Here is a 20,226-nt window from a genome sequence, read left to right as displayed (position 1 = left end):
CGACGCCCACTGTCCGGTTCGGTTATCGAATCGACCTCTTGACTTGTCCGTACCACCGGGCACACGATGAGCCGCATGCCTACCCCCACCCCCCTGCGCCGGGCGTCCGTCGCCGGCCTCGCCGGCGCCCTCATGCTCGGTCTGACGACCGTTCCGGCGCACGCCGAACCAGCCCTCGGTCGGCCCTCCGTCGTCACCGCCGACGGCGACACGGCCACCATCGACGCGATCGACCCGTCCTCCCGGACCGCCGGGATGCTCGCCCTGTACACCCCCGACGCGGGCGCCGAGACCCGCACCAACGCGTTCGGCGGCGAGGCCGTGCTGCGCGCCCTCGGCGGCGGCAGCTACGAGGTGCTCAGCGTCTGCACGGTCTTCGACTCCTGCCCGAAGCCCGGCAACAACGCGATCCCCGCCGACGGCGCGGTGCTGTCCGCGTCACCGCCGGAGGCCGGCGGTGTCGACGACCGCCGCTTCCTGCGCGACCAGCTGCGCGCCGGTGACCGGGTGGAACTGCGCAACCTGCTGATCCGGCAGGCGAGCAGCACCCTCGACGCCACCGACCCGACCGCCGCCAGCCACCCCGGCGGGGTGGACCCGGCCACCGGCCAGTGCTTCCCCGGCTGCCGCGGCGCCGAGCAGCTCATCGCCTACACCCCGGCCGCCGGACGACCGACCACCGGCACCAACGACTTCGGCTACGAGGTCACCGTCGCCGGCGGACGGGTGACCGCCCGCGGCGGCGGGAACAGCGCGATCCCGGCCGACGGGTTCGTGCTCTCCGGTCACGGCTCCCGCGGTTCCTGGCTGGAGGGCAACGCCCCGCTGGGCGCCCGCGTCACCGTCGACGGCACCACCGTCACGGTCGAGGTGGACGCGGAGAGCTGGCTGCTCGGCGCGGAGCGGGCCGGCGCCGCCGCACGGAGCGCGAAGGACGCCGCGCTCGCCTCCTGCCTCGCCGTCGACCCGGCCTCGGTCGACGCCGCCCTCGCCGAGGCGGACACCCTGCTCGGGCAGGCCCGCACCCTCGCCGCCACCGAGCCGGAGCGGGCCGCCGAACTGGCACGCGACGCGACCCGCCGGGCCGAGGTCGCCGGCTACCGCGCGCGCGAGTCCCGCGAGGTCGAGGGTCGCGGCCTGTGGGTACGCCCCATCGAGACCAGCCCCGAGCAGATCCGCGCGTCGCTGGACCGGATCGCCGCCGCCGGGTTCAACACGGTCTTCCTGGAGACCGTCTGGGGCGGCTACACCATCTACCCGAGCGCGGTCGCCGAGCGTGCCGGCATCCCCGCGCAGCGGCCCGAGATGCGCGGCTTCGACCCGCTGAAGGTGTGGATCGACGAGGCGCACGCCCGGGGCGTCGAGCTGCACGCCTGGACGCACACCTTCTTCGTCGGCATCGAGTCCGGCGGCGGGCCGGTGCTGCGGGCCCACCCGGAGTGGGCGGCCGTCGAGCGGGAGGACGTCGGGAAGACCGGGCCGCAGCCGTCCCGGATGGAACCCGGCTACTTCTGGGTCGACCCGGCCATTCCCGCCGTCCGCTCCCACGTCCTGGCCACCTACGACGAGATCCTGCGCGGCTACGACGTCGACGGGCTGCACCTGGACTACATCCGCTACCCGGTGTCCCTGCCGTACGGGGCCGACTTCTCCTACTCCGCGTACAGCAGGGAGACGTTCGCCGCCGAGCACGGCGTCGACCCGTACACGCTGAAGCCGGAATCGCCGCAGTGGGCGACCTGGAACGCCTGGCGGGAGCGGCAGGTCACCACGTTCGTCGACGCCGTACGCACCCTCCAGCGGGACGTCGCCGCCGAGAAGAAGCTCTCCGCCGCCGTCTTCGCCGACCCCACCGACGGGCTGGGCAAGAAGTTCCAGAACTGGGGCGCCTGGGTCGACGCGGGCACCCTGGACTTCCTCACCGGCATGTCGTTCGGCACCTCGGCCGGGTCGGTCGGCCACGACACCGCGGTGATGCGGAAGCGGGTCGGCGACGTGCCGCTCTACACCGCCACCTACGGCCCGCTGCGCGGCTCCTCCCCCGACCTGATGCTCGACCAGGTGCAGGCGGTCAACGACGCCGACTCCGACGGCGCCGCGCTGTTCGCGTACAACCAGCTCAACGCCCGTCAGCAGGAGGCGCTGCGGGAGGGCTCCTTCCGGAACCGGTCGCCGGTGCCGCACGCCGACCACCGGGCGGCGGCGCTGGCCGGCGTGACCGCGCTGCGCGCCACCCTGGGCCGCGCCACCGCCTGCGCCCCGGCCACCACGACCGCCGAGGTCCAGGCCCGGCTCGCCGCCGCCGAGCGGCTGCTGCGCCCCGGCCTGCCGCCCGCCGCCGTCGAGGCCGCCGCCACGCAGCTCGACAAGGCGGTGGCCGCCGCGTCCGGCTGGGGTGCCGCCGTCCAGGCCGACTTCGCCCGGCGCACCGTCCGCGACCTGCGAATGTACGCCCGCTGGGCCGACCTGGCCTGATCCCGACCACCCGACGTGGGGGTGCGGGGCGGGAGCCGAACGTCCAACTCCCGCCCCGCGCCCCGCGCCCCGCGCCCCGCGCCCCGCGCCCCGCGCCCCGCGCCCCGCGCCCCGCGCCCCGCGCCCCGCGCCAAGATCATCACGACGTCATTGAAGTCGGAGTATCCCCGCCACGCCGCCACCCCGACTTCAATGAAGTTGAGTGGATCAAAGAAGATCCATGGGGCGTGGGGCCGGTTGGTCAGGACCGCGTGATACCTGTGGGGCATAAATATGACTGTCAGTCATCACACCCGCACGGCTCCCTCGCCCCACCGGTACACGCACCGTCCGGCGCAGCGGTCAGCACCACCCGACCGCGTCCAGTGGATCAGCGACCGGCGGGGCCGACACCGATCGCCTGCCCGGACGGCGTCACCGCCACGGGCATCGGCGACGGGGCGAGGGCGACCACCGGGCCGACCACGAACACCGCCGGCGGACGGAGTTCCTCCCGCGCCGCCAAGGCTCCGATGTCGTCCAGCCGGGCCGTCACCGTGCGCTGCCCCGGGTGCCCGGCGTCCTGCACCGCGAGGACCGGGGTGTCCGGGGCGCGGCCGTGCTCGACCAGCGTGGCGGCGATCGCGGCGACGGTGTCCACGGCCATCAGCAGCACCAGGGTGCCCCGGGCGCGGCCGAGCGCCGCCCACTCGACCAGCGAGTCGGGGTGGCCGGGCGGCAGGTGTCCGGAGACCACGGTGACGTCGTGGGCGACGCCCCGGTGGGTGACCGGTACACCGGCCAGGGCCGCCGCGGCGACCGCGCTGGTCACCCCGGGCACCACGGTCACCGGCACCCCGGCCGCCGCGCAGGCCTGGACCTCCTCGTGGCCGCGCCCGAAGACGTACGGGTCGCCGCCCTTGAGCCGGACCACCCGCCGGCCCGCACGAGCGTGCGCGACGAGCGTGTCGTTGATGGTCTCCTGCGCCATCGACGGCCCGCGCGGCACCTTGGCCGCGTCGATGACGAGCACGTCCGGCCGCAGGGCGGCGAGCAGGCCGGTCGGGGCGAGGCGGTCGGTCACCACCACGTCGGCGGCGTCCAGCAGCGCCCGTCCCCGTACGGTGATCAGGTCGTCGGGCCCCGGCCCGCCGCCCACGACGGCGACCTCGCCGGGACGCAGGCCGGGACCGCCGTGGTCGTGGCCGCCGTGGTGGTGATGATGGTGGCCGCCGACCGGGTCGTCGGGGTGGTCGTGCGGGGTCTGCGGGCGGCCCACCTTGTCGGCGAAGCCGGGCATCAGCACCCGGTACGCGCAGGTGTCGCAGTTCATCCGGATGTCGCCGCGCCGCGCCTCGGCGTGCCGCTCCAGCACCAGGTCGGCGAGGGCGTCGCAGTCGCCGATCACGCCGGCCACTCGCACGTCCAGGTCGGGGTGGGCGGCGGCGAACGCCTCCGACTGGGCGACGATCCGGTCCGGCAGCACCCCGGCGAAGAGGAAGTACGGCGCCACGACGATCCGCCGCGCGCCGAGCCGGCGCAACCGGTCCAGGACCGCCGGCACGGACGGCTCGGCCAGCGAGACGAAGCCCGCTTCCACGCCGGCGTAACCACGCCCCTCCCAGAGCAGCCGGGCCACCTTCGCGACCTCGGCGTTGGCGTCCGGATCGGTGGAGCCGCGCCCGATCAGGGCGACCCAGGTACCGGCCCGGTCGTCGGAGGCGAGGGCGGCGTCGATCCGCTCCTCCAACGCGGCGTGCAGCAGCGGGTGCGGGCCGAGCGGCCGGCCGTAGGAGTACGTCAGGCCGGGGTGGCGGTCCCGCTCGCGGGCCAGCGCGGCGGGGATGTCGCCCTTGCCGTGCCCGGCGGCCGTCAGCACGAGCGGCAGTGCGACCAGTGACCGGTGCCCCTGCGCGACCAGCGCACCGACCGCGTCGGTGAGCGGCGGCCGGGACAACTCGATGAAACCGCCCGCGACGGCGGCGACGCCTTCGGGGGCCCGGCGGCGGACCCGCTCGACGAGGGCCGCGAACTGCTCCACCCCGGCTGCGCTGCGCGTGCCGTGCCCGACGATGACCAGTGCGGTCACTGTTCCTCCTCCACGTAGAGCAGGGCGTTGAGGGCGGCGGCGGCCACCGCCGACCCGCCCTTCTCGCCCCGGTTGGACACCGCCGGCAGGCCGCTGGCCCGCAGCGCCGCCTTGGACTCGGCGGCGCCCACGAAGCCCACCGGCAGGCCGACCACCAGCGCGGGCCGGGCGTCGCAGGTGATCAGTTCCTCCAACGCGGTCGGCGCGCAGCCGACCACCCACACCGCACCGGGTCCCACCCGGTCCCGGGCGATCCGCACGGCGGCGGCCGACCGGGTGAGCCCGGTCGCGCGGGCCAGGTCGGCGGTCGCCGGTTCACCGACGGGGCAGACGGTTTGCCGGCCGGTGATCCCGGCGGCGACCATCGCCACGTCGGTGACGACCGGCGCACCGGCACGCAGCGCGGCCAGACCACCGGCCAGGGCGGCCTCGTCGCACACCAGGTCGGTGACGTAGTCCAGGTCCGCGCTGGCGTGCACCACCCGCTCGGTGACCGCGCGGGTCAGCGGCGGCAGGTGCGTGAGGTCGACCCGGGACCGCAGGATCCGGTACGACTCCACCTCGATCGGGTGCACGGTCCGGCTCATCCGCGCTCTCCCGGCGTCACGTCGGCGGTGCCGGCGTACCGCTCGTCGAAGCGGCGCAGCTTCCACAGCACCGCCGCCCCGCCCCAGGCCAGCGCGAACAGGCCCACCACGGCGTAACCGAGCTGCTCGAAGTGGTCGGCGACGCCCGCGTACCCGGCGAGCGCGTCCACGCCGAACCGCTCGACCAGCAGGCCGGCGGCGTACACGCTTGCCACCAGGGCGCCGACCAGCACGGTCATCGCGGTGGTGGCGAGGTTGTAGTACAGCCGGCGGGCCGGCTGCCGGTACGCCCACGAGTACGCGCGGCTCATCAGCAGGCTGTCGGCGGTGTCCATGGCGGACATTCCGGCGGCGAAGAGCAGCGGCAGCGTGAGCAGAGCCAGCACCGGCAGGCCACCGGCGGCGGCGGTGCTCGCCGACAGCGCCAGCAGGGTGACCTCGCTGGCGGTCTCCAGGCCGAGCCCGAAGAGGAAGCCGACCGGCGCCATGTGCCAGGACGAGCGGACCAGCGCCCGCGCCCGGGTGCCGAGGATCCGCTGCACCAGGCCGCGGTTGAGCAGGTGGAGGTCCAGTTCCCGCTCGTCGAGGTCCCCGTGGCGCAGGCGTCGCCAGAGCCGGGCCAGCCCGCCGAACACGACGGCGTTGAGGGCGGCGACCAGGGCCAGGAACAGGGTGGCGGTGACGATCGCGACGGTCGCGCCCACCTCGCGGGCCTGCTCCAGTCCAGGGCCGGTGAGGTTGGCCGAGGCGAGCCCGACCACCAGCGCGAGCAGCAGCACCACCGCGCTGTGTCCGAGGGCGAAGAAGAAGCCGACGCCGACCGGCCGCCGGCCGCGCAGCAGCATCAGCCGGGTGGTGTCGTCGATCGCCGCGATGTGGTCGGCGTCGAAGGCGTGCCGCACCCCCAGGGCGTACGCGAGGGTGCCGGCCCCGGCCAGCCCTCCCGCGGCTGCGGGCTGGTCGTTCCAGTACAGGTAGAGGCTCCAGCCGGCGACGTGCAGCACGGCGACGGCGAGCACGATGCCACCGAGGCGTACCCGCTCGGCCCTGCTCCAGGGGCCCACCGGGGGTGCGGCGCTGGCGGTGGTCGAGGTCATCGTGGTCCTCCATCGGGGTCGGTGCCGGCGAGGCGGATCGCGTCCACCGGGCAGATCTCCAGGCACTCCAGGCAGCCGGTGCACGTCTCCGCGCGGACGGTCAGGCCGCCCGGCACCGGCCGGATCGCGTGTTCGGGGCAGGTGAGCAGGCAGGCGCCGCAGCCCTGGCAGGCGCCGATCGTGACCGGGGCGGCCGTCACTTTCGCCACCGGTAGCCGCGGGGGGTGACCATCCGGCCGGCGACGACGCGGGTCTGCGAGCTGCCGACCACGACGACGCTGTACATGTCGACCAGGGCGGCGTCGAGGGTGGCGAGGGTGGCCAGGTGCACCCGTTCGCCGTCCCGGCTGGCGTTGCGCACCACGCCGACCGGGGTGTCCGGCGGGCGGTGCGCGGCGAAGACCTCCAGGGCGGCGCCGAGCTGCCAGTCCCGGGCGCGGCTGCGCGGGTTGTACAGCAGCGCCACGAAGTCGCCCTCGGCGGCGGCGGCCACCCGGCGGGCGATCACCGCCCAGGGGGTGTGCAGGTCGGACAGGCTCAGGTACGCGTGGTCGTGCCCGAGCGGGGCGCCGAGCAGGGCGGCGGCGGCGAGCGCGGCGGTCACCCCGGGCACGCCCACCACGTCGATGCGGTCGTCGGCGTGGTCCAGGGCGGGGCTCGCCATCGCGTACACCCCAGCGTCGCCGGAGCCGACCAGTGCCACGGCGTGCCCGGCGGTGGCCTCGGCGACGGCGGCGCGGGCGCGTTCCTCCTCGGCGCCGAGGCCGCTGGCGAGCACCCGGGTGCCCGGGCGGAGCAGCCCGCGCACCTGGTCGACGTACTGGTCGAGGCCGACCACCACCCCGGCCCGCCGCAGCTCGTCGACCGCGCGGGGGGTGCGCAGGTCGGGCGCGCCCGGCCCCAGGCCGACGACCGCCAGCCGGCCGCGCGGCGCGTGCCGGGCCACCGCGACGGTGGCCATCGCCGAGGCGGTCTTCGGCACCAGCAGCTCCGCCTCGCCGCCGCGCAGCGCCGCGGCCTCCGCGACGCTCGGGATGCCGACCGCCGCGCGGACCACCTCGCTGGGGTGCGGCACGTCGACCGCCGCGAGCTGCGCGGCCGTCCAGGTCTCCAGGGGTACGCCGAGCGCGCGGGCGGTGTCCACGATGCCCACCTCGTCGGCCTTGAGGTCGACGCTGGCCAGGCAGCGCAGGCTCGCCCGGCTGAGGCCGGCCTCGGCGAGCACCCGGTCCAGCAGCGCCCGCACCTCGGCGGCCGGTACGCCCCGACTCGACCCGACGCCGGCCACCAGCGACGGTGGGCGCAGCACGGCGGTCCGCCCGTCCAGCGGCACGATCCGGTCGGTGACCAGCAGCCGCCAGTCCGCGTCGGGTGGCGCGGCGGCGACGTGGACGTTCGGGGGCAGGGCGGGCAGGGGCCAGGTGGCGTCGGCGACCAGGTGGACGGGCTCGCCGTCCAGGACGGCGCGGGACACCGCCGCGACCGCCCCCTCGACCGGCCAGCCGAGGGTGTCCAGCCCGGGCACTCCGACCGCGTCGGTGGCGGTGGTGACGACCGGCGCGGCGTCGAGCAGCGCGGCGACGTCCACGGCGAGGGCGTTGGCGCCGCCCGCGTGGCCGCCGAGCAGGGCGACCGCGTGCCGAGCCGCCTCGTCGACCACCACCACGGCCGGGTCGGTGCGCTTGTCGCCGAGCAGCGGCGCGAGGATGCGTACCGTCGCCCCGGTGGCGAGGAAGGCGACGACCGCCGTGCACTCGGCCCAGGCGGTCCGCAGCGCCTCGGCGACACCGCCGGCCTCGACGAGGCGCGCGTACGGCCAGGCGGCGGCGAGCACCTCGGCGTGCCGCCGTCCGGCGGCGGTCACCGCGACGAGCCCGACGCCGGCCCGGGTGGGCGGCGGCTCCGGTGGTGGCGCGGCGGTTTCGACGGCGGTGGCGGGGTCGGTGGCGGTGGGACGAGGGTGGGTCACGGGAGCTCCCCGGTGAGGACGACCACCGGGTTGGTGGCCGCGAGTCGGATCGAACCGCCGGGCAGGTCGGCGAGGCGGGCGGCGGAGAGCTGGACGCCGTCGACGGCGTACCCGGCGGCGCGCAGCAGCCCGACCGCCGGGGCGACCCGGTCCAGCGCGGCGAGGGTGACGACGACCCGACCGGGCCGACGGGCGGCCACGGCCGCGAGCACGTCGGTGCCGCCACCGCCGACGAAGACCGCGTCGGGGTCGGGCAGGTCGGCCAGCACGTCGGGCGCGCGCCCGGGCAGCGCCCGGACGTGCACGCCGTGCCGGGCGGCGTTGGCGCGGACCAGGTCGATCGCGGTCGGGTCGTGGTCGACGGCGACCACCGCCGCGCCGAGCAGCGCGCACTCGACACCGACCGAGCCGCTGCCGGCGCCGACGTCCCAGACCAGCCGGCCGAGGCGGGGGCGCAGCCGGGCGACCGCGAGGGCGCGTACCTCCGACTTGGTGATCATCGAGTTCCGGTGGGCGTACGCGGTCTCGGGCAGCGCCCACCCCCCGGCGGGCGCGGCGGCCGGCTGGTCGTCCGCGCGCATGCCGTCGCAAGGTCCCGACCCGGCGAGGCTGAGCAGCACGTGCGGGTCGGCCCAGGAGCGGGCGGCGGCCTGCTCGGGCGTGACGGCGGTGACCCGCTCGGCGTCGGTGCCCAGGTGTTCGGCCACCACCAGCCGTCGGGACCAGCCGACCAGACCGGCGCCCAGCTCGGTGGCTCCGGCGCCGGGCGCGGTGAGCACCGCGACGGTGGGCAGCGCACGACAGGCGTTCAGCGCCGGGCGGGGGTCCCGGCCGTGCGCGGTCACCACGGCGGCGCCGTCCCAGGGCAGTCCGGCGCGGGCGAAGGCGGCGGCCACGCTGGACACCGCGGGCAGCACCCGGGGCGCCAGGCCGGCGGTCCGCAGTCGCCGCACGATGCCGAACAACCCCGGATCGCCGCTGGCCAGCACCACGGCCGGCCGCCCGGCGGCGACCGCGGCGGCGAGCGCGTCCAGCGCGGGCGGAAGCGGCCCGAGCGTGACCGTCGTCGCGCCGGCCGGCAGGGGTACGGCGGCCAGGTGCCGGGCCGCGCCGACCACGAGCCCGGCCCCGGCGAGCGCGGCGAGGGCTCCGGGATGCGGCGGCCGTCCGGCCGCGTCGATCCCCACCACGGTGAGCGTGGAAGACGGGCCGGCGTGGTGACCTCCCGGCGACGAAGGTGGTGAGCCCGACATGACGGAGGGGTATAAATATTCCCCTGCGTCATATCGTCCTTCGGTGCGACGCCCGCCAGCGGCGTCACGCGCAGTCACCGGCGATCCGGGGGGCGGTCCGGTGGTCACGCGGTCCACCGCCCGGACGAGGCGACCACCCGGGAGCCGGCGAAGTCCACCATGGCCACGTCGACCGTCAGCCGGTGACCGGCGAAGCGCCGAAGCACCTGGCGGACGCGGCGGCAGAGCAGGTCCCCGGCCGGCGCGAGCAACCCGGCGGCCTCCCACAGCTCGTACGCGTGCCGTCCGGTGTTCGCCGCCGCCACCTCGGCGACCAGCTCGGGTGGACCGCCGGCCTCGGCGGTGACCGCCCCGAGCAGCGACAGGTCCACCGTCGACCGGGTGTAGTGGGTCATCAGGATCCCGGCGGCGAGCTTGGCGAGCTTCCCGGCCATCCCGACGAAGACCACCGCCGTCTGGCCGTCGGCGACGGCGGCGGTGACCGCCGCGCCGGTGAAGTCGCCCACCTCGACGAAGCACACTTCGGGCAGCTCCGGCAGGAGCGCACGGGCGGCCCGCTCGGTACGACCGCCGGTGCACAGCACGGTCGTCCGCTCCCCCTGGGCGGCCATCACGTGCACGGCCTGCACGACGCTGGCCCGCCACGACGCGGTGGAGAAGGGCCGGACGATCCCGGTGGTGCCGAGGATGGAGATGCCGCCGAGGATGCCGAGCCGCCGGTTGGTGGTCTTGCGGGCCATGACCTCGCCGCCCGGCACGCTGATCACCACCCGGACACCCACCTCGGCCAGGTCGACGACCTCGGCGACCGCCGCGGCGATCATGCGCCGGGGCGTCTCGTTGATCGCCGGACCGCCGACGGGCAACCCGAGGCCGGGCCGGGTGACCGTGCCGACGCCGGGCCCGCCGTCGAGGTCCAGGCCGGGGTCGTCGCGCCAGCCGACAGTGGCGGTGAGGTGCGCGCCGTGGGTGACGTCCGGGTCGTCGCCGGCGTCCTTGACCACCACCGCCTCCGCCGGCCCGCCCTGCTCCAGGTCGCACCGGGCGACGGCGAAGCCGACCCGGCGCCCGGCGGGCAGGCCGATCTCCACGTCGGTCTGCGGCTCGCCGGTGACCAGGGCGGTCACCGCCGCCTTCGCCGCCGCCGTCGCGCAGGCGCCGGTGGTCCAGCCGGTCCGCAGCGCCGTGGGCCGGACCTTCGCCGTACGCGGCAGGTCCGGCTCGCGCAGCGGCGGCTCGGCGTACGTCATTCCGGAAGCCCGTCCTGGCCGGTGTCGGACGGGGTGTTCCCGGCGGCGCGGGTCCGGCGCAGGTCGGCGCGGGCGGCCGGCTCGGCCCGACGGTAGGTGTGGAAGTGGCCCGGGTGGTACAGGTGGGAGCGGGTGCCGGTGGCGGCGAGTGCCGGGCCGACCAGGAACAGGGTGTGCTTCCACAGCCGGTGCTCCTTGACGGTCGCCTCCAGCTCGTCGAGCGTGCAGCGCAGCACCAGCTCGTCCGGCCAGGTCGCCCGGTACGCGACGACGACGGGGGTGTCCGGCGGGTAGCCGCCGGCCAGCAGCTCCGCCCGGGCCTGGCCGGAGCGGGCGGCGGAGAGGAACAGCGCCATGGTGGTGCCGTGCCGGGCGAAGTCCCGGACCCGTTCCCCGGGCGGCATCGGTGTCCTGCCGCCCTCGAGGCGGGTGAGGATCACCGACTGGGCGACCTCGGGGATGGTCAGCTCCCGGCCGGCGAGCGCGGCGGCGGCGGTGAACGAGGAGACCCCGGGCACGATCTCGGTGTCCAGCCCGAGCGCCCGGCACAGGTCGAGCTGTTCCTGCACCGCGCCCCACAGCGCCGGGTCTCCGGAGTGGACCCGGGCCACGGTCAGCCCGTCGGCGGCGGCCCGCCGGTAGAGCGGCAGCAGCCCCTCGACGGGCAGCCGGGACGAGTCGACGACCTCGGCGTCGGCGCGGGCGTGGGTGAGCACGTCGGCGTGGACGAGGCTGGCCGCCCACACCACCACGTCGGCGGCGGCGATCACGCGTGCCGCCCGCAGCGTCAACAGGTCCGCCGCGCCGGGGCCGGCGCCGACGAACCACACCTTGCCGGTGGTCACAGTTGTCCTCCCCGGTGGTCCCGGCGGGCCGGGACGAGCAGCGTCGACAGGTACGGCAGGTCGTCGGCGGTCGCGTCGTACGGGCCGATCCGCTCGTCGGGCAGGCCGAGGCCGCGGCCCAGCACGGCGTCGTCGAGGCGGCCCGCCCGCCGCAGCGCACCGACCAGGTCGGTGTGGCGGCGCCAGCCCTTGTAGACCACGACGGTCCCGGGGCCGGCGAGCGCGTCGGCGACCGGCACCAGCCCGGCGGTGGCGGGCAGCAGGGTCAGCGGTTCCCGCCCCTGGCAGAGCGGCACCCCGCTGCGCGCGGCGAGGTCCTGCATGGCGGTGACGCCGGGAACCGTGCCGACCACCACGTCCGGCCGCAGGGCGCGGACGGTCTGGGCCAGATAGGAGAAGGTGGAGTACACGTTCGGGTCGCCGATCGTGGCGAACGCGACCGCGCGGGCGGCACCGTCGAGGGCGGCGGCCACCGCGCGGGCGGCGGTGTCCCAGGCCCGCTCCCGGCGCGGCGTCACCCCGCCCCGGTCGTCCAGGGCGAACGGCAGCCGGCGCAGCCGGTCCGGCGCGACGTGCGGGGCCACCGTGGTCTCGGCCCGGCCGGGCGGCGCGGCACCGTCGGCCGCGAGCCGGTCCAGCACCGGTACGAACACCACGTCGGCCTGACGCAGCACCCGGACCGCCCGCAGGGTCAGCAGCTCCGGGTCGCCCGGCCCGACGCCGACGCCGGTCAGTGTGGGTCCCTCGGCCGGCGCGCTCACCGGATCGCCGCCTCGACCAGCCGACGGGCCGCGTACGGGTGGCCGGCCCAGTGGGTGTGCAGGTAGGAGGCGTGCACCTGGCCGGTCACGAAGCCGTGGTCGGCGTCGTCGAAGCGCCACGCCGGGCGCTCGCCGTGCCCCGGGTCGGTGACGGTGCGGTGGAACTCGTGACCGCGTACCCGCTCGCCGACGACGTGCACCGGGGAGTCGCCGACGGCCACGGCGTCCCGGTAGCCGAGGGTGAGCCGCCCGGTCATCCGGGCGGTGTGGTCGAGCCGGCCGCACATCGGGGCGCCCTCCAGGGACCTGCCGAGGTAGAGCAGGCCGGCGCACTCCGCCACCACCGGACCGTCGAAGGCGGCCAGGTCGGCACGCAGGGACGCGTTGGCCGACAGCGCCTCGGCGTGCACCTCGGGGAAGCCGCCGCCGAGGACCACCGCGCGGGTGCCGGAGGGCAGTGCCGGGTCACGCAGCGGGTCGACGGTCACCACGTCCGCGCCGGCGGCGGTGAGCAGCTCGGTCGTCTCCGCGTACGAGAAGGTGAAGGCCGGTCCACCGGCGACCGCGACGACCGGACGGGTTGACCCGGCCGGGCCGCCGACCGCGACGGTCGGGTCCCAGGCCGCGACGGTCAGCGGCGCCGCGGTACGCGCGAGGTCGAGCACCGCGTCCAGGTCCACCGTCGACGTCACCAGGTCGGCCAGGGCGTCCACCACGGCGACGGACTCCGGTGCCCGTTCCGCGACCGGCACCAGTCCGAGGTGGCGCGACGGTGCGGTCACCTCGGCGGTCCGGGTCACCGCCCCCAGCACCGGTACGCCGATCTCGGCGAGCGCGTCGCGCAGCAGCGCCTCGTGCCGGGGCGAGCCGACCCGGTTGAGGACGACCCCGCCGATCCGCACCTCCGGGTCGAAGGCGCGCAGGCCGAGCACCAGGGCGGCGGCCGAGCGGCCCTGCGCGGTGGTGTCGAGCACCAGCAGCACCGGGGCCTCGATCAGCCGGGCGACGTGGGCGGTGCTGGCGTACCCGCGTCGGCCGACCGCGCCGTCGTGCAGCCCCATCACCCCCTCGATCACGGCGATGTCGGCGGGCGTGGGGGTGCTCGCGCCGTGGCGCAGCAGCGGCGCGACGCGGTCCTCGCCGACCAGCCACGGGTCGAGGTTGCGGCCGGGACGGCCGGCGGCGAGCGCGTGGTAGCCGGGGTCGATGTAGTCCGGGCCGACCTTGTGCGGGCTGACCGTGAGGCCCTGGCGGCGCAGCGCGGCGAGCAGCCCGGTGGCGACGGTGGTCTTGCCGTGCCCGCTGGCCGGCGCGGCGACGACGAGCCGGGGCAGCGCCCACGCATCGGCCGGGGTCACCATTCGATGCCCTTCTGGCCCTTCTGGCCGGCGTCCATCGGGTGCTTGACCTTGGTCAGTTCGGCGACCAGGTCGGCGGCCTCGACGAGCCGGGGGTCGGCGTTGCGGCCGGTGACGACGACGTGCTGGAAGCCGGGCCGGGTCCGCAAGGTCTCGACCACCTCGTCGACGTCCACCCAGCCCCACGCCATCGGGTAGGTGAACTCGTCGAGCACGTACAGCCCGTACCGCTGGGCGGCCAGGTCACGCTGGATCTGGCGCCACCCCTCCAGGGCGTCCGCGGCGTGGTCGGCCTCGCCGCCGCGCTGGATCCAGGACCAGCCCTCGCCCATCTTGTGCCAGGCGACCGGGGCGCCCTGGCCGGTCCGCTCGTGGACCTCGCCGAGGGCGCGGAACGCGTTCTCCTCCCCCACCCGCCACTTGGCGCTCTTGACGAACTGGAACACCCCGATCGGCAGCCCGGCGGTCCAGGCGCGCAGCGCCAGCCCGAACGCGGCGGTCGACTTCCCCTTCATCGCTCCGGTATGGACGATGGTGAGCGGTCGGTGGCGCCGCTGCCGGGTGGTGAGCCCGTCGGCGGGCACGTGCGAAGGCTGTCCCTGCGGCATCAGACAACGCTCCTGTTCTGCGTGGTGTGGGTGGCGGCGAGGTCGGTGAGGGGGGCCGTGGTGACCGTGTCGAGGCGGTGATGGTCGGCGTTGAGGAGGGTCGCCAGGTTCGCGGCCAGGCCCAGACGGACCGGGCCGGACTCGCAGTCGACGACGACGCAGGGCGCGCCGGTCGCGCGCAGCAGCCCCGCCGCGTGGGCGGCCCGCTCCAGCGGGCGGTCTCCGGCGGTGGCCCGGCCGTCGGTGACGACCAGGACCAGCGGACGCCGCTTCGGGTCGCGCAGCCGCTCCACCCGCAGCAGGTCGGCGGCGGCGAGCAGCCCCTCGGCCAGCGGCGTACGCCCGCCGGTGGGCAGCGCGGCCAACCGGGTCGACGCCGCCAGCACCGACGAGGTCGCCGGCAGCAGGACCTGCGCGCCGGCGCCCCGGAAGGCGACCACGGCGACCTTGTCCCGGCGCTGGTAGGCGTCGGTGAGCAGGGCCAGCACCGCGCCCTTGACCGCCGACATCCGCTGGCGGGCCCCCATGGAGCCGCTGGCGTCGACGACGAACAGCACCAGGTTGCCCTCGCGGCCCTCCCGGACCGCCTCGCGCACGTCCACCGGGCGCAGCCGCAGCGGCCCGCCGCCGCGCCCGCGTGCCGCCTGATGCGGGGCGGCGGCCCGGATCGTCGCCGGCAGGTGCAACGCACCGGGTCGGCCGGCCGGAACCCGCGCGCCGGTCGTCCGGCCACGCCCGGTGCGGGCCCGCGAGCGCCGGCCGGGCACCCCGTCGCCCACCCCGGGCGCGGCCAGCAGCCGGGCCCGGAGACCCTGGTCCGGTACGGCCACCGCCCGCTCACCGCCCGCACCCTCCCCGATCCCGGCAGCTCGGTCGGCGTCACCGGCTCGGTCGCGATCACCGCCTTGTCCGGCGTCGCCGGCCCGGCCGGCGTCGGCGCGCGGGGCACCGCCGTCCGGTCCACCGGGATCACCCGGATCGTCGGGGCCGCCGGACTCGGCGTGACCACCAGGACTGTCGGGACCCCCGGCACGGCCAGACCCGTCGTACCCCTCGGACGTCGCCGGACCGGCGGGCGCGTCGGACCCGGCCGGTCCGCCGGGACCACCCGGTCCACCGTCCGGACCGGACCCGCCCGGACCGCCGGGACCGTCGTCGTCCGGGTCGTCGGGGTGCTCCTCCCCGGCCCGCCGCAACGCCTCGTCGAGACGCTTCTCGTCCAGGCCGGGGCTGTCGAACGGGTCACGGCGACGGCGGTGCGGCAGGGCCAGCCGCGCCGCCACCCGCACGTCCTCGGCGGTCACCCGGTCCCGGTCCTGCCAGGCGGCATGGGCCAGGGCGGCGCGGGCGGTGACGATGTCGGCGCGCATCCCGTCCACGTCGAACGCCGCGCACACCTCGGCGATCTGCCGCAGCGCGGCGTCCGGCAGCAGCACCCGGTCCAGCCGGGCACGAGCGGCGGCCACCCGGGCGGCGACGGCCGCGTCCTCGTCGGCCCAGGCGGCGGCGAAGCCCGCCGGATCGGCGTCGGCGGCGAGACGGCGGCGGACCACCTCGACGCGGACGGCGGGGTCCCGACTGGCGGCCACCTCGACGGTGAGCCCGAACCGGTCGAGCAGCTGCGGGCGCAGCTCCCCCTCCTCCGGGTTCATGGTGCCGACCAGCAGGAACCGGGCGGCGTGGCTGACCGACACGCCTTCGCGCTCGACGTGGCAGCGGCCCATCGCGGCGGCGTCCAGCAGCAGGTCGACCAGGTGGTCGTGGAGCAGGTTCACCTCGTCGACGTAGAGGACCCCCCGGTGGGCGGCGGCGAGCAGGCCGGGCTCGTAGGCACGCACGCCCGCGCCGAGTGCCTGCTCCAGGTCCAGCGAGCCGACCACCCGGTCCTCGGCGGCGCCGACCGGCAGCTCGACCAGGCGGGCCGGGCGACGCTCGGCCGCCGGCCCCGCCGGGTGCGGCCCGTCCGGGCAGCCCGGGTCGGGGGCGGCCGGGTCGCAGGCGAACCGGCAGCCCGGCACCCGGTCCACCGGCGGCAGCAGGGCGGCGAGGGCGCGGACGGCGGTGGACTTGGCGGTGCCCTTCTCGCCGCGTACGAGCACTCCGCCGATCGCCGGGCTGACGGCGTTGAGCAGCAGGGCCAGGCGCATGTCGTCCATGCCGAGCACGGCGCTGAGCGGGTAGGTCGTCATGCCCGGTCCTCCAGGTCACCCTCGCTGGCCAGGTACGCGTCGCGGAGCCGATCCAGGGTGGCCGGTTCCGGTTCCGCCCAGAGGCCCCGGTCGGCGGCCTCCAGGAGCCGTTCGGTGATGCCGCGCAACGCCCACGGGTTGGACCGCTGGAGGAAGTCCCGGTTCTCGGCGTCGAAGACGTACGCCTTCGCGAGCTGCTCGTACATCCAGTCGTCGACCACGCCGGCGGTGGCGTCGTAGCCGAACAGGTAGTCCACGGTGGCGGCCAGCTCGAACGCGCCCTTGTAGCCGTGCCGGCGCATCGCGGCGATCCAGCGCGGGTTGACCACCCGGGCCCGGAACACCCGCCGGGTCTCCTCGCCCAGGGTGCGGGTGCGCACGTCGTGCGGCATCGCCGAGTCCCCCACGTACGCGACCGGCGCGGCGCCGGTGAGGTGGCGGACCATCGCCACCATCCCGCCGTGGTACTGGAAGTAGTCGTCGGAGTCGACGATGTCGTGCTCGCGGGTGTCCTGGTTCTTCACGGCCACCGCGATGCGGGCGAAGGAGCGCTCCATGTCCGCGCGCGCCTCCCGCCCGTCCAGGTCCCGGCCGTAGGCGTAGCCGCCCCAGACGGCGTACACCTCGGCGAGGTCGGCGTCGGTGCGCCAGGTGCGGGCGTCGATCAGGGGCAGCAGGCCCGCCCCGTACGCCCCCGGCTTGGAGCCGAAGATCCGGGCGGTGGCCCGCCGTTCGTCACCGTGCTCGGCCAGGTCGGCGGCGACGTGCGCGCGGACGTGGTTGTCGTCGTCGGCCTCGTCGAGGGCGGCGACGCGCCGCACGGCGTCGTCGATCAGCGCCACGACGTGCGGGAAGGCGTCGCGGAAGAACCCGGAGATGCGGACGGTGACGTCGATCCGGGGGCGGCCCAGCTCGGCCAGCGGCACCACCTCCACCCCGGTCACGTGACGGGACCGGTCGTCCCAGGTGGGCCGGCAGCCGAGCAGGGCGAGCACCTCGGCGACGTCGTCGCCCTGGGTCCGCATGGCGCTGGTGCCCCAGACGGTGAGCCCGACCGAGCGCGGGTACGCGCCGGTGTCGGCGAGATGCCGGGCGAGCAGCGAGTCGGCCAGGGCCACCCCGACGTCCCAGGCGTTGCGCGAGGGGATCGCCTTGGGGTCGACCGAGTAGAAGTTCCGGCCGGTGGGGAGCACGTTGACCAGGCCGCGGGTGGGTGAGCCGGACGGGCCGGGCGGCACGAACCGGCCGTCGAGCGCGCCGAGCAGCCGGTCGATCTCGTCGGTGGTGCGGTCCAGCCGGGGCACCACCTCGCGGGCGGCGAAGCGGAGCACCGCCACGACGTCGGGGATGTCGCGGCCGGCGACCTCGGCGACGACCTGGTCCACCTTCGTCCCGTCCCAACCGAGGGTCTCCATGCCGACGACCAGACGCCGCGCCAGGGCCTCGATCAGGTCGACGGCGTCGGCGGCGGTGGCGGCCGGCCCGTCCACCGTCTCGGTCAGCGCGCCGGGCAGGGCCAGCCGCCGCCCCGGCGTGGCGAGCAGGTCCTGCTCGTCCAGCCCGTACGCGGCGGCGAGGGCCTGCCGCAGGCCGGGCAGCGCACGCGTGCCGCCCCACACCTGGGGCGCCCGCAGCACGGCGAGGACGAGGTTGACCCGGGCCTCGCCGGTGGGCACCTCGGCGAGGACGTGCAGGCCGTCGCGGATCTGCACGTCCTTGACCTCGCACAGGTACCCGTCGAGGTGCAGCACGAAGTCGTCGAAGTCCTCGGCGGCCGGCATGTCCTCGGTGTGCAGGTCGTGGTGCAGCTCGGCGGCCCGGACCAGGTCCCAGATCTGACCCCGCACGACCGGCACCTTGGCCGGGTCGAGGGCCTGCACGGTCGCGTACTCGTCGAGGAGCTGTTCCAGCTTCGCCAGCTCGCCGTACGTCTCGGCGCGCGCCATCGGCGGCACCAGGTGGTCGACGACGACGGCGTGGGCGCGGCGCTTGGCCTGGGTGCCCTCGCCGGGATCGTTGACGATGAACGGGTAGACCAGCGGCAGGTCGCCCAGGACGGCGTCGGGGGCGCAGTCGGCGGCCAGCCCGAGGCCCTTGCCGGGCAGCCACTCCAGGGTGCCGTGCTTGCCGAGGTGCACCACCGCGTCCGCGCCGAAGCCGCCGTCGGCGACCGGCGCGGCCAGCCACCGGTACGCGGCCAGGTAGTGGTGGCTCGGCGGCAGGTCGGGGTCGTGGTAGATGGCGATGGGGTTCTCGCCGAAGCCGCGCGGCGGCTGGATCAGCAGTGTCACGTTGCCGAAGCGCAGCCCGGCCAGCACGATGTCCCCGCCGTCGGTGTACAGCTCGCCGGGCGGCTCACCCCAGTGCTCGCGCATCCGCTCGCGCGGGTCGGCCGGCACCGCCGCGAATGACCGCGCGTACACGTCGCCGGGGACGCGCGCCTCGGCGGCGGCGAGCTGCTCCGGGGTGAGCCACTCCACGTCGTGCCCACCGGCGGCGATCAGCGCGTGGATCAGTGCATCCCCGTCGTCGGGCACGGGCGCGGCGCCGAGGTCGTACCCGGCGTCGGCGAGCGCCGCGAGGAGCCGCACCGCGGAGGCCGGGGTGTCCAGGCCGACGGCGTTGCCGACCCGGGAGTGCTTCGTCGGGTACGAGCTGAGCACGACGGCGACGCGCTTGTCGGCGTTCGGGACGTGCCGGAGCCGGGCCTGGCGGACCGCGATCCCGGCCACCCGTGCCGCCCGCTCGGGATCGGCGGCGTAGACCGACAACCCGTCGGCGTCGATCCGCTTGAACGAGAACGGCACGGTGACGATCCGCCCGTCGAACTCGGGGATGGCGACCTGCATCGCGGCGTCCAACGGGGACAGTCCGGCGTCGCTGCCGGCCCACTGCTCGCGCGTGCTGGTCAGGCAGAGCGCCTGGATGACCGGCACGTCCAGGGCGGCCAGCGCGCCGACGTCCCAGGAGTCCTCGGCGCCGCCGCCGGAGGCGTCGGCGGCCACCGTCCCGCCGGCGGCGAGCACGGTGACCAGCAGCGCGTCACAGCCGGCGAAGAGACCGAGCGGGCCGGATCCGGCGGTGAGGCCGCGCAGCGAGCCGCAGAAGATCGGCAGTGGATTGCCGCCGGCCGCGCGTACCGCCTCGGCGAGGGCGTCGACGAACCCGGTGTTCCCGGCGAGGGCGTGCGCCCGGTAGAAGACGATCCCGACGGTGGGTCGGTCTCCGTCGCGCGAGTGCTCGCCGTGGATCCCGTACGCGGGCGTCGGGCTGGGCGGGTCGAACCCCTCCCCGGTGAGCAGGACCGTGTCGGAGAGGAACCGGGCCAGCACGGCGAGGTTGTCCGGGCCGCCCTCGACCAGGTAGCGCAGCGCCGCGGTCGCCACGCCGGCGGGCACGGTGGAGGCCGCGGTCAGCTCCGCGTCCGGCACGCTCTCGCCGCCGAGCACCACCGTGGGCACGCCGGAGGCGAGCACCGCCGCGAGGCCGTCCGGCCACGCCGCCCGCCCACCGAGCAGGCGTACGACGGCGAGGTCGACGCCGTCGAGCAGCGCCGGCACGGCGTCGAGGGTGACCCGGGCGGGGTTGGCGAGCCGGTAGTCGGCACCGCTGGCCCGGGCGGCGAGCAGGTCGGTGTCGGCGGTGGAGAGCAGCAGGATGCGCACGGGCGGCTCCGGAGAGTGACACCCGTGCCGGCGTGGGGGCCGGTCGGGCGAGGGGCGAGGGATGGCGCTGCGTCAGCGAATGCGGCGGATCGACGACCGGA

The 20,226-nt window shown here is 76.4% G+C and carries 14 protein-coding genes; 1 reads left to right on the top strand and 13 read right to left on the bottom strand.

Annotated features, from left to right (window positions below):
* Positions 1-75 precede the first annotated feature (75 nt).
* Positions 76-2,475, top strand: coding sequence for a family 10 glycosylhydrolase (locus ACTMSW_RS19760; RefSeq protein WP_441182104.1), 2,400 nt, complete (start codon positions 76-78; stop codon positions 2,473-2,475).
* 370 nt (positions 2,476-2,845) lie between these two features.
* Here ACTMSW_RS19760 and cobA read toward each other — a convergent pair whose 3' ends face one another.
* The 13 genes from cobA to cobN all read right to left on the bottom strand — a co-directional run bounded on the left by cobA (position 2,846) and on the right by cobN (position 20,125).
* Positions 2,846-4,543: a uroporphyrinogen-III C-methyltransferase gene (gene cobA, locus ACTMSW_RS19755; protein WP_441182103.1), complete on the bottom strand. Its 1,698-nt coding sequence runs from the start codon at positions 4,541-4,543 to the stop codon at positions 2,846-2,848.
* Positions 4,540-5,130, bottom strand: a complete 591-nt coding sequence (locus ACTMSW_RS19750) for a precorrin-8X methylmutase (RefSeq protein WP_441182102.1) — start codon at positions 5,128-5,130, stop codon at positions 4,540-4,542. The genes cobA and ACTMSW_RS19750 overlap by 4 nt, the downstream gene beginning before the upstream one ends.
* A complete protein-coding gene (locus ACTMSW_RS19745; RefSeq protein WP_441182101.1) occupies positions 5,127-6,227 on the bottom strand; it encodes a HoxN/HupN/NixA family nickel/cobalt transporter in 1,101 nt (366 codons plus the stop codon). Before ACTMSW_RS19745 ends, ACTMSW_RS19750 begins: the two co-directional genes overlap by 4 nt.
* Positions 6,224-6,436, bottom strand: coding sequence for an indolepyruvate ferredoxin oxidoreductase subunit alpha (locus ACTMSW_RS19740; RefSeq protein ID WP_441182100.1), 213 nt, complete (start codon positions 6,434-6,436; stop codon positions 6,224-6,226). The genes ACTMSW_RS19745 and ACTMSW_RS19740 overlap by 4 nt, the downstream gene beginning before the upstream one ends.
* Positions 6,424-8,091: a precorrin-3B C(17)-methyltransferase gene (gene cobJ / locus ACTMSW_RS19735; protein WP_441182287.1), complete on the bottom strand. Its 1,668-nt coding sequence runs from the start codon at positions 8,089-8,091 to the stop codon at positions 6,424-6,426. Before cobJ ends, ACTMSW_RS19740 begins: the two co-directional genes overlap by 13 nt.
* A 101-nt stretch (positions 8,092-8,192) precedes the next feature.
* A complete protein-coding gene (gene cbiE / locus ACTMSW_RS19730; RefSeq protein ID WP_441182099.1) occupies positions 8,193-9,449 on the bottom strand; it encodes a precorrin-6y C5,15-methyltransferase (decarboxylating) subunit CbiE in 1,257 nt (418 codons plus the stop codon).
* A 104-nt stretch (positions 9,450-9,553) separates the two neighbouring features.
* On the bottom strand, positions 9,554-10,699 hold the full coding sequence (locus tag ACTMSW_RS19725) for a cobalt-precorrin-5B (C(1))-methyltransferase (RefSeq protein ID WP_441182098.1): 1,146 nt from the start codon (positions 10,697-10,699) through the stop codon (positions 9,554-9,556).
* Positions 10,696-11,544 carry a precorrin-4 C(11)-methyltransferase gene (cobM, locus tag ACTMSW_RS19720; protein WP_441182097.1) on the bottom strand — a complete coding sequence of 283 codons (849 nt, stop codon included), beginning with the start codon at positions 11,542-11,544 and terminating at the stop codon, positions 10,696-10,698. The genes ACTMSW_RS19725 and cobM overlap by 4 nt, the downstream gene beginning before the upstream one ends.
* On the bottom strand, positions 11,541-12,305 hold the full coding sequence (gene cobI / locus ACTMSW_RS19715) for a precorrin-2 C(20)-methyltransferase (RefSeq protein WP_441182096.1): 765 nt from the start codon (positions 12,303-12,305) through the stop codon (positions 11,541-11,543). The genes cobM and cobI overlap by 4 nt, the downstream gene beginning before the upstream one ends.
* The gene (locus tag ACTMSW_RS19710; protein ID WP_441182095.1) at positions 12,302-13,663 is read right to left on the bottom strand and encodes a cobyrinate a,c-diamide synthase; all 1,362 of its coding nucleotides are present in this window, start codon (positions 13,661-13,663) and stop codon (positions 12,302-12,304) included. Before ACTMSW_RS19710 ends, cobI begins: the two co-directional genes overlap by 4 nt.
* Positions 13,660-14,271: a cob(I)yrinic acid a,c-diamide adenosyltransferase gene (gene cobO / locus ACTMSW_RS19705; protein ID WP_441182094.1), complete on the bottom strand. Its 612-nt coding sequence runs from the start codon at positions 14,269-14,271 to the stop codon at positions 13,660-13,662. Before cobO ends, ACTMSW_RS19710 begins: the two co-directional genes overlap by 4 nt.
* On the bottom strand, positions 14,271-16,460 hold the full coding sequence (locus ACTMSW_RS19700) for a VWA domain-containing protein (RefSeq protein WP_441182093.1): 2,190 nt from the start codon (positions 16,458-16,460) through the stop codon (positions 14,271-14,273). The genes cobO and ACTMSW_RS19700 overlap by 1 nt, the downstream gene beginning before the upstream one ends.
* Complete coding sequence (gene cobN / locus ACTMSW_RS19695) at positions 16,457-20,125, bottom strand: cobaltochelatase subunit CobN (protein ID WP_441182092.1); 3,669 nt, start codon at positions 20,123-20,125, stop codon at positions 16,457-16,459. The genes ACTMSW_RS19700 and cobN overlap by 4 nt, the downstream gene beginning before the upstream one ends.
* Between the last annotated feature and the right edge of the window lie 101 nt (positions 20,126-20,226).

Source organism: Micromonospora sp. BQ11 (assembly GCF_052068135.1).
In the GTDB taxonomy this organism is placed as follows: domain Bacteria; phylum Actinomycetota; class Actinomycetes; order Mycobacteriales; family Micromonosporaceae; genus Micromonospora.
The sequence above is the reverse complement of the archived record's forward strand: the minus strand, read 5'-3'. Positions and strand labels throughout refer to the sequence as shown.

Excerpts from the sequence above, each read along its gene's own strand:
- ACTMSW_RS19760 (WP_441182104.1), top strand. The coding sequence starts at position 76 with ATGCCTACCCCCACCCCCCTGCGCCGGGCGTCCGTCGCCGGCCTCGCC.
- ACTMSW_RS19750 (WP_441182102.1), bottom strand. The coding sequence starts at position 5,130 with ATGAGCCGGACCGTGCACCCGATCGAGGTGGAGTCGTACCGGATCCTG.
- ACTMSW_RS19745 (WP_441182101.1), bottom strand. The coding sequence starts at position 6,227 with ATGACCTCGACCACCGCCAGCGCCGCACCCCCGGTGGGCCCCTGGAGC.
- cbiE (WP_441182099.1), bottom strand. The coding sequence starts at position 9,449 with ATGTCGGGCTCACCACCTTCGTCGCCGGGAGGTCACCACGCCGGCCCG.
- ACTMSW_RS19725 (WP_441182098.1), bottom strand. The coding sequence starts at position 10,699 with ATGACGTACGCCGAGCCGCCGCTGCGCGAGCCGGACCTGCCGCGTACG.
- cobO (WP_441182094.1), bottom strand. The coding sequence starts at position 14,271 with ATGCCGCAGGGACAGCCTTCGCACGTGCCCGCCGACGGGCTCACCACC.
- ACTMSW_RS19700 (WP_441182093.1), bottom strand. The coding sequence starts at position 16,460 with ATGACGACCTACCCGCTCAGCGCCGTGCTCGGCATGGACGACATGCGC.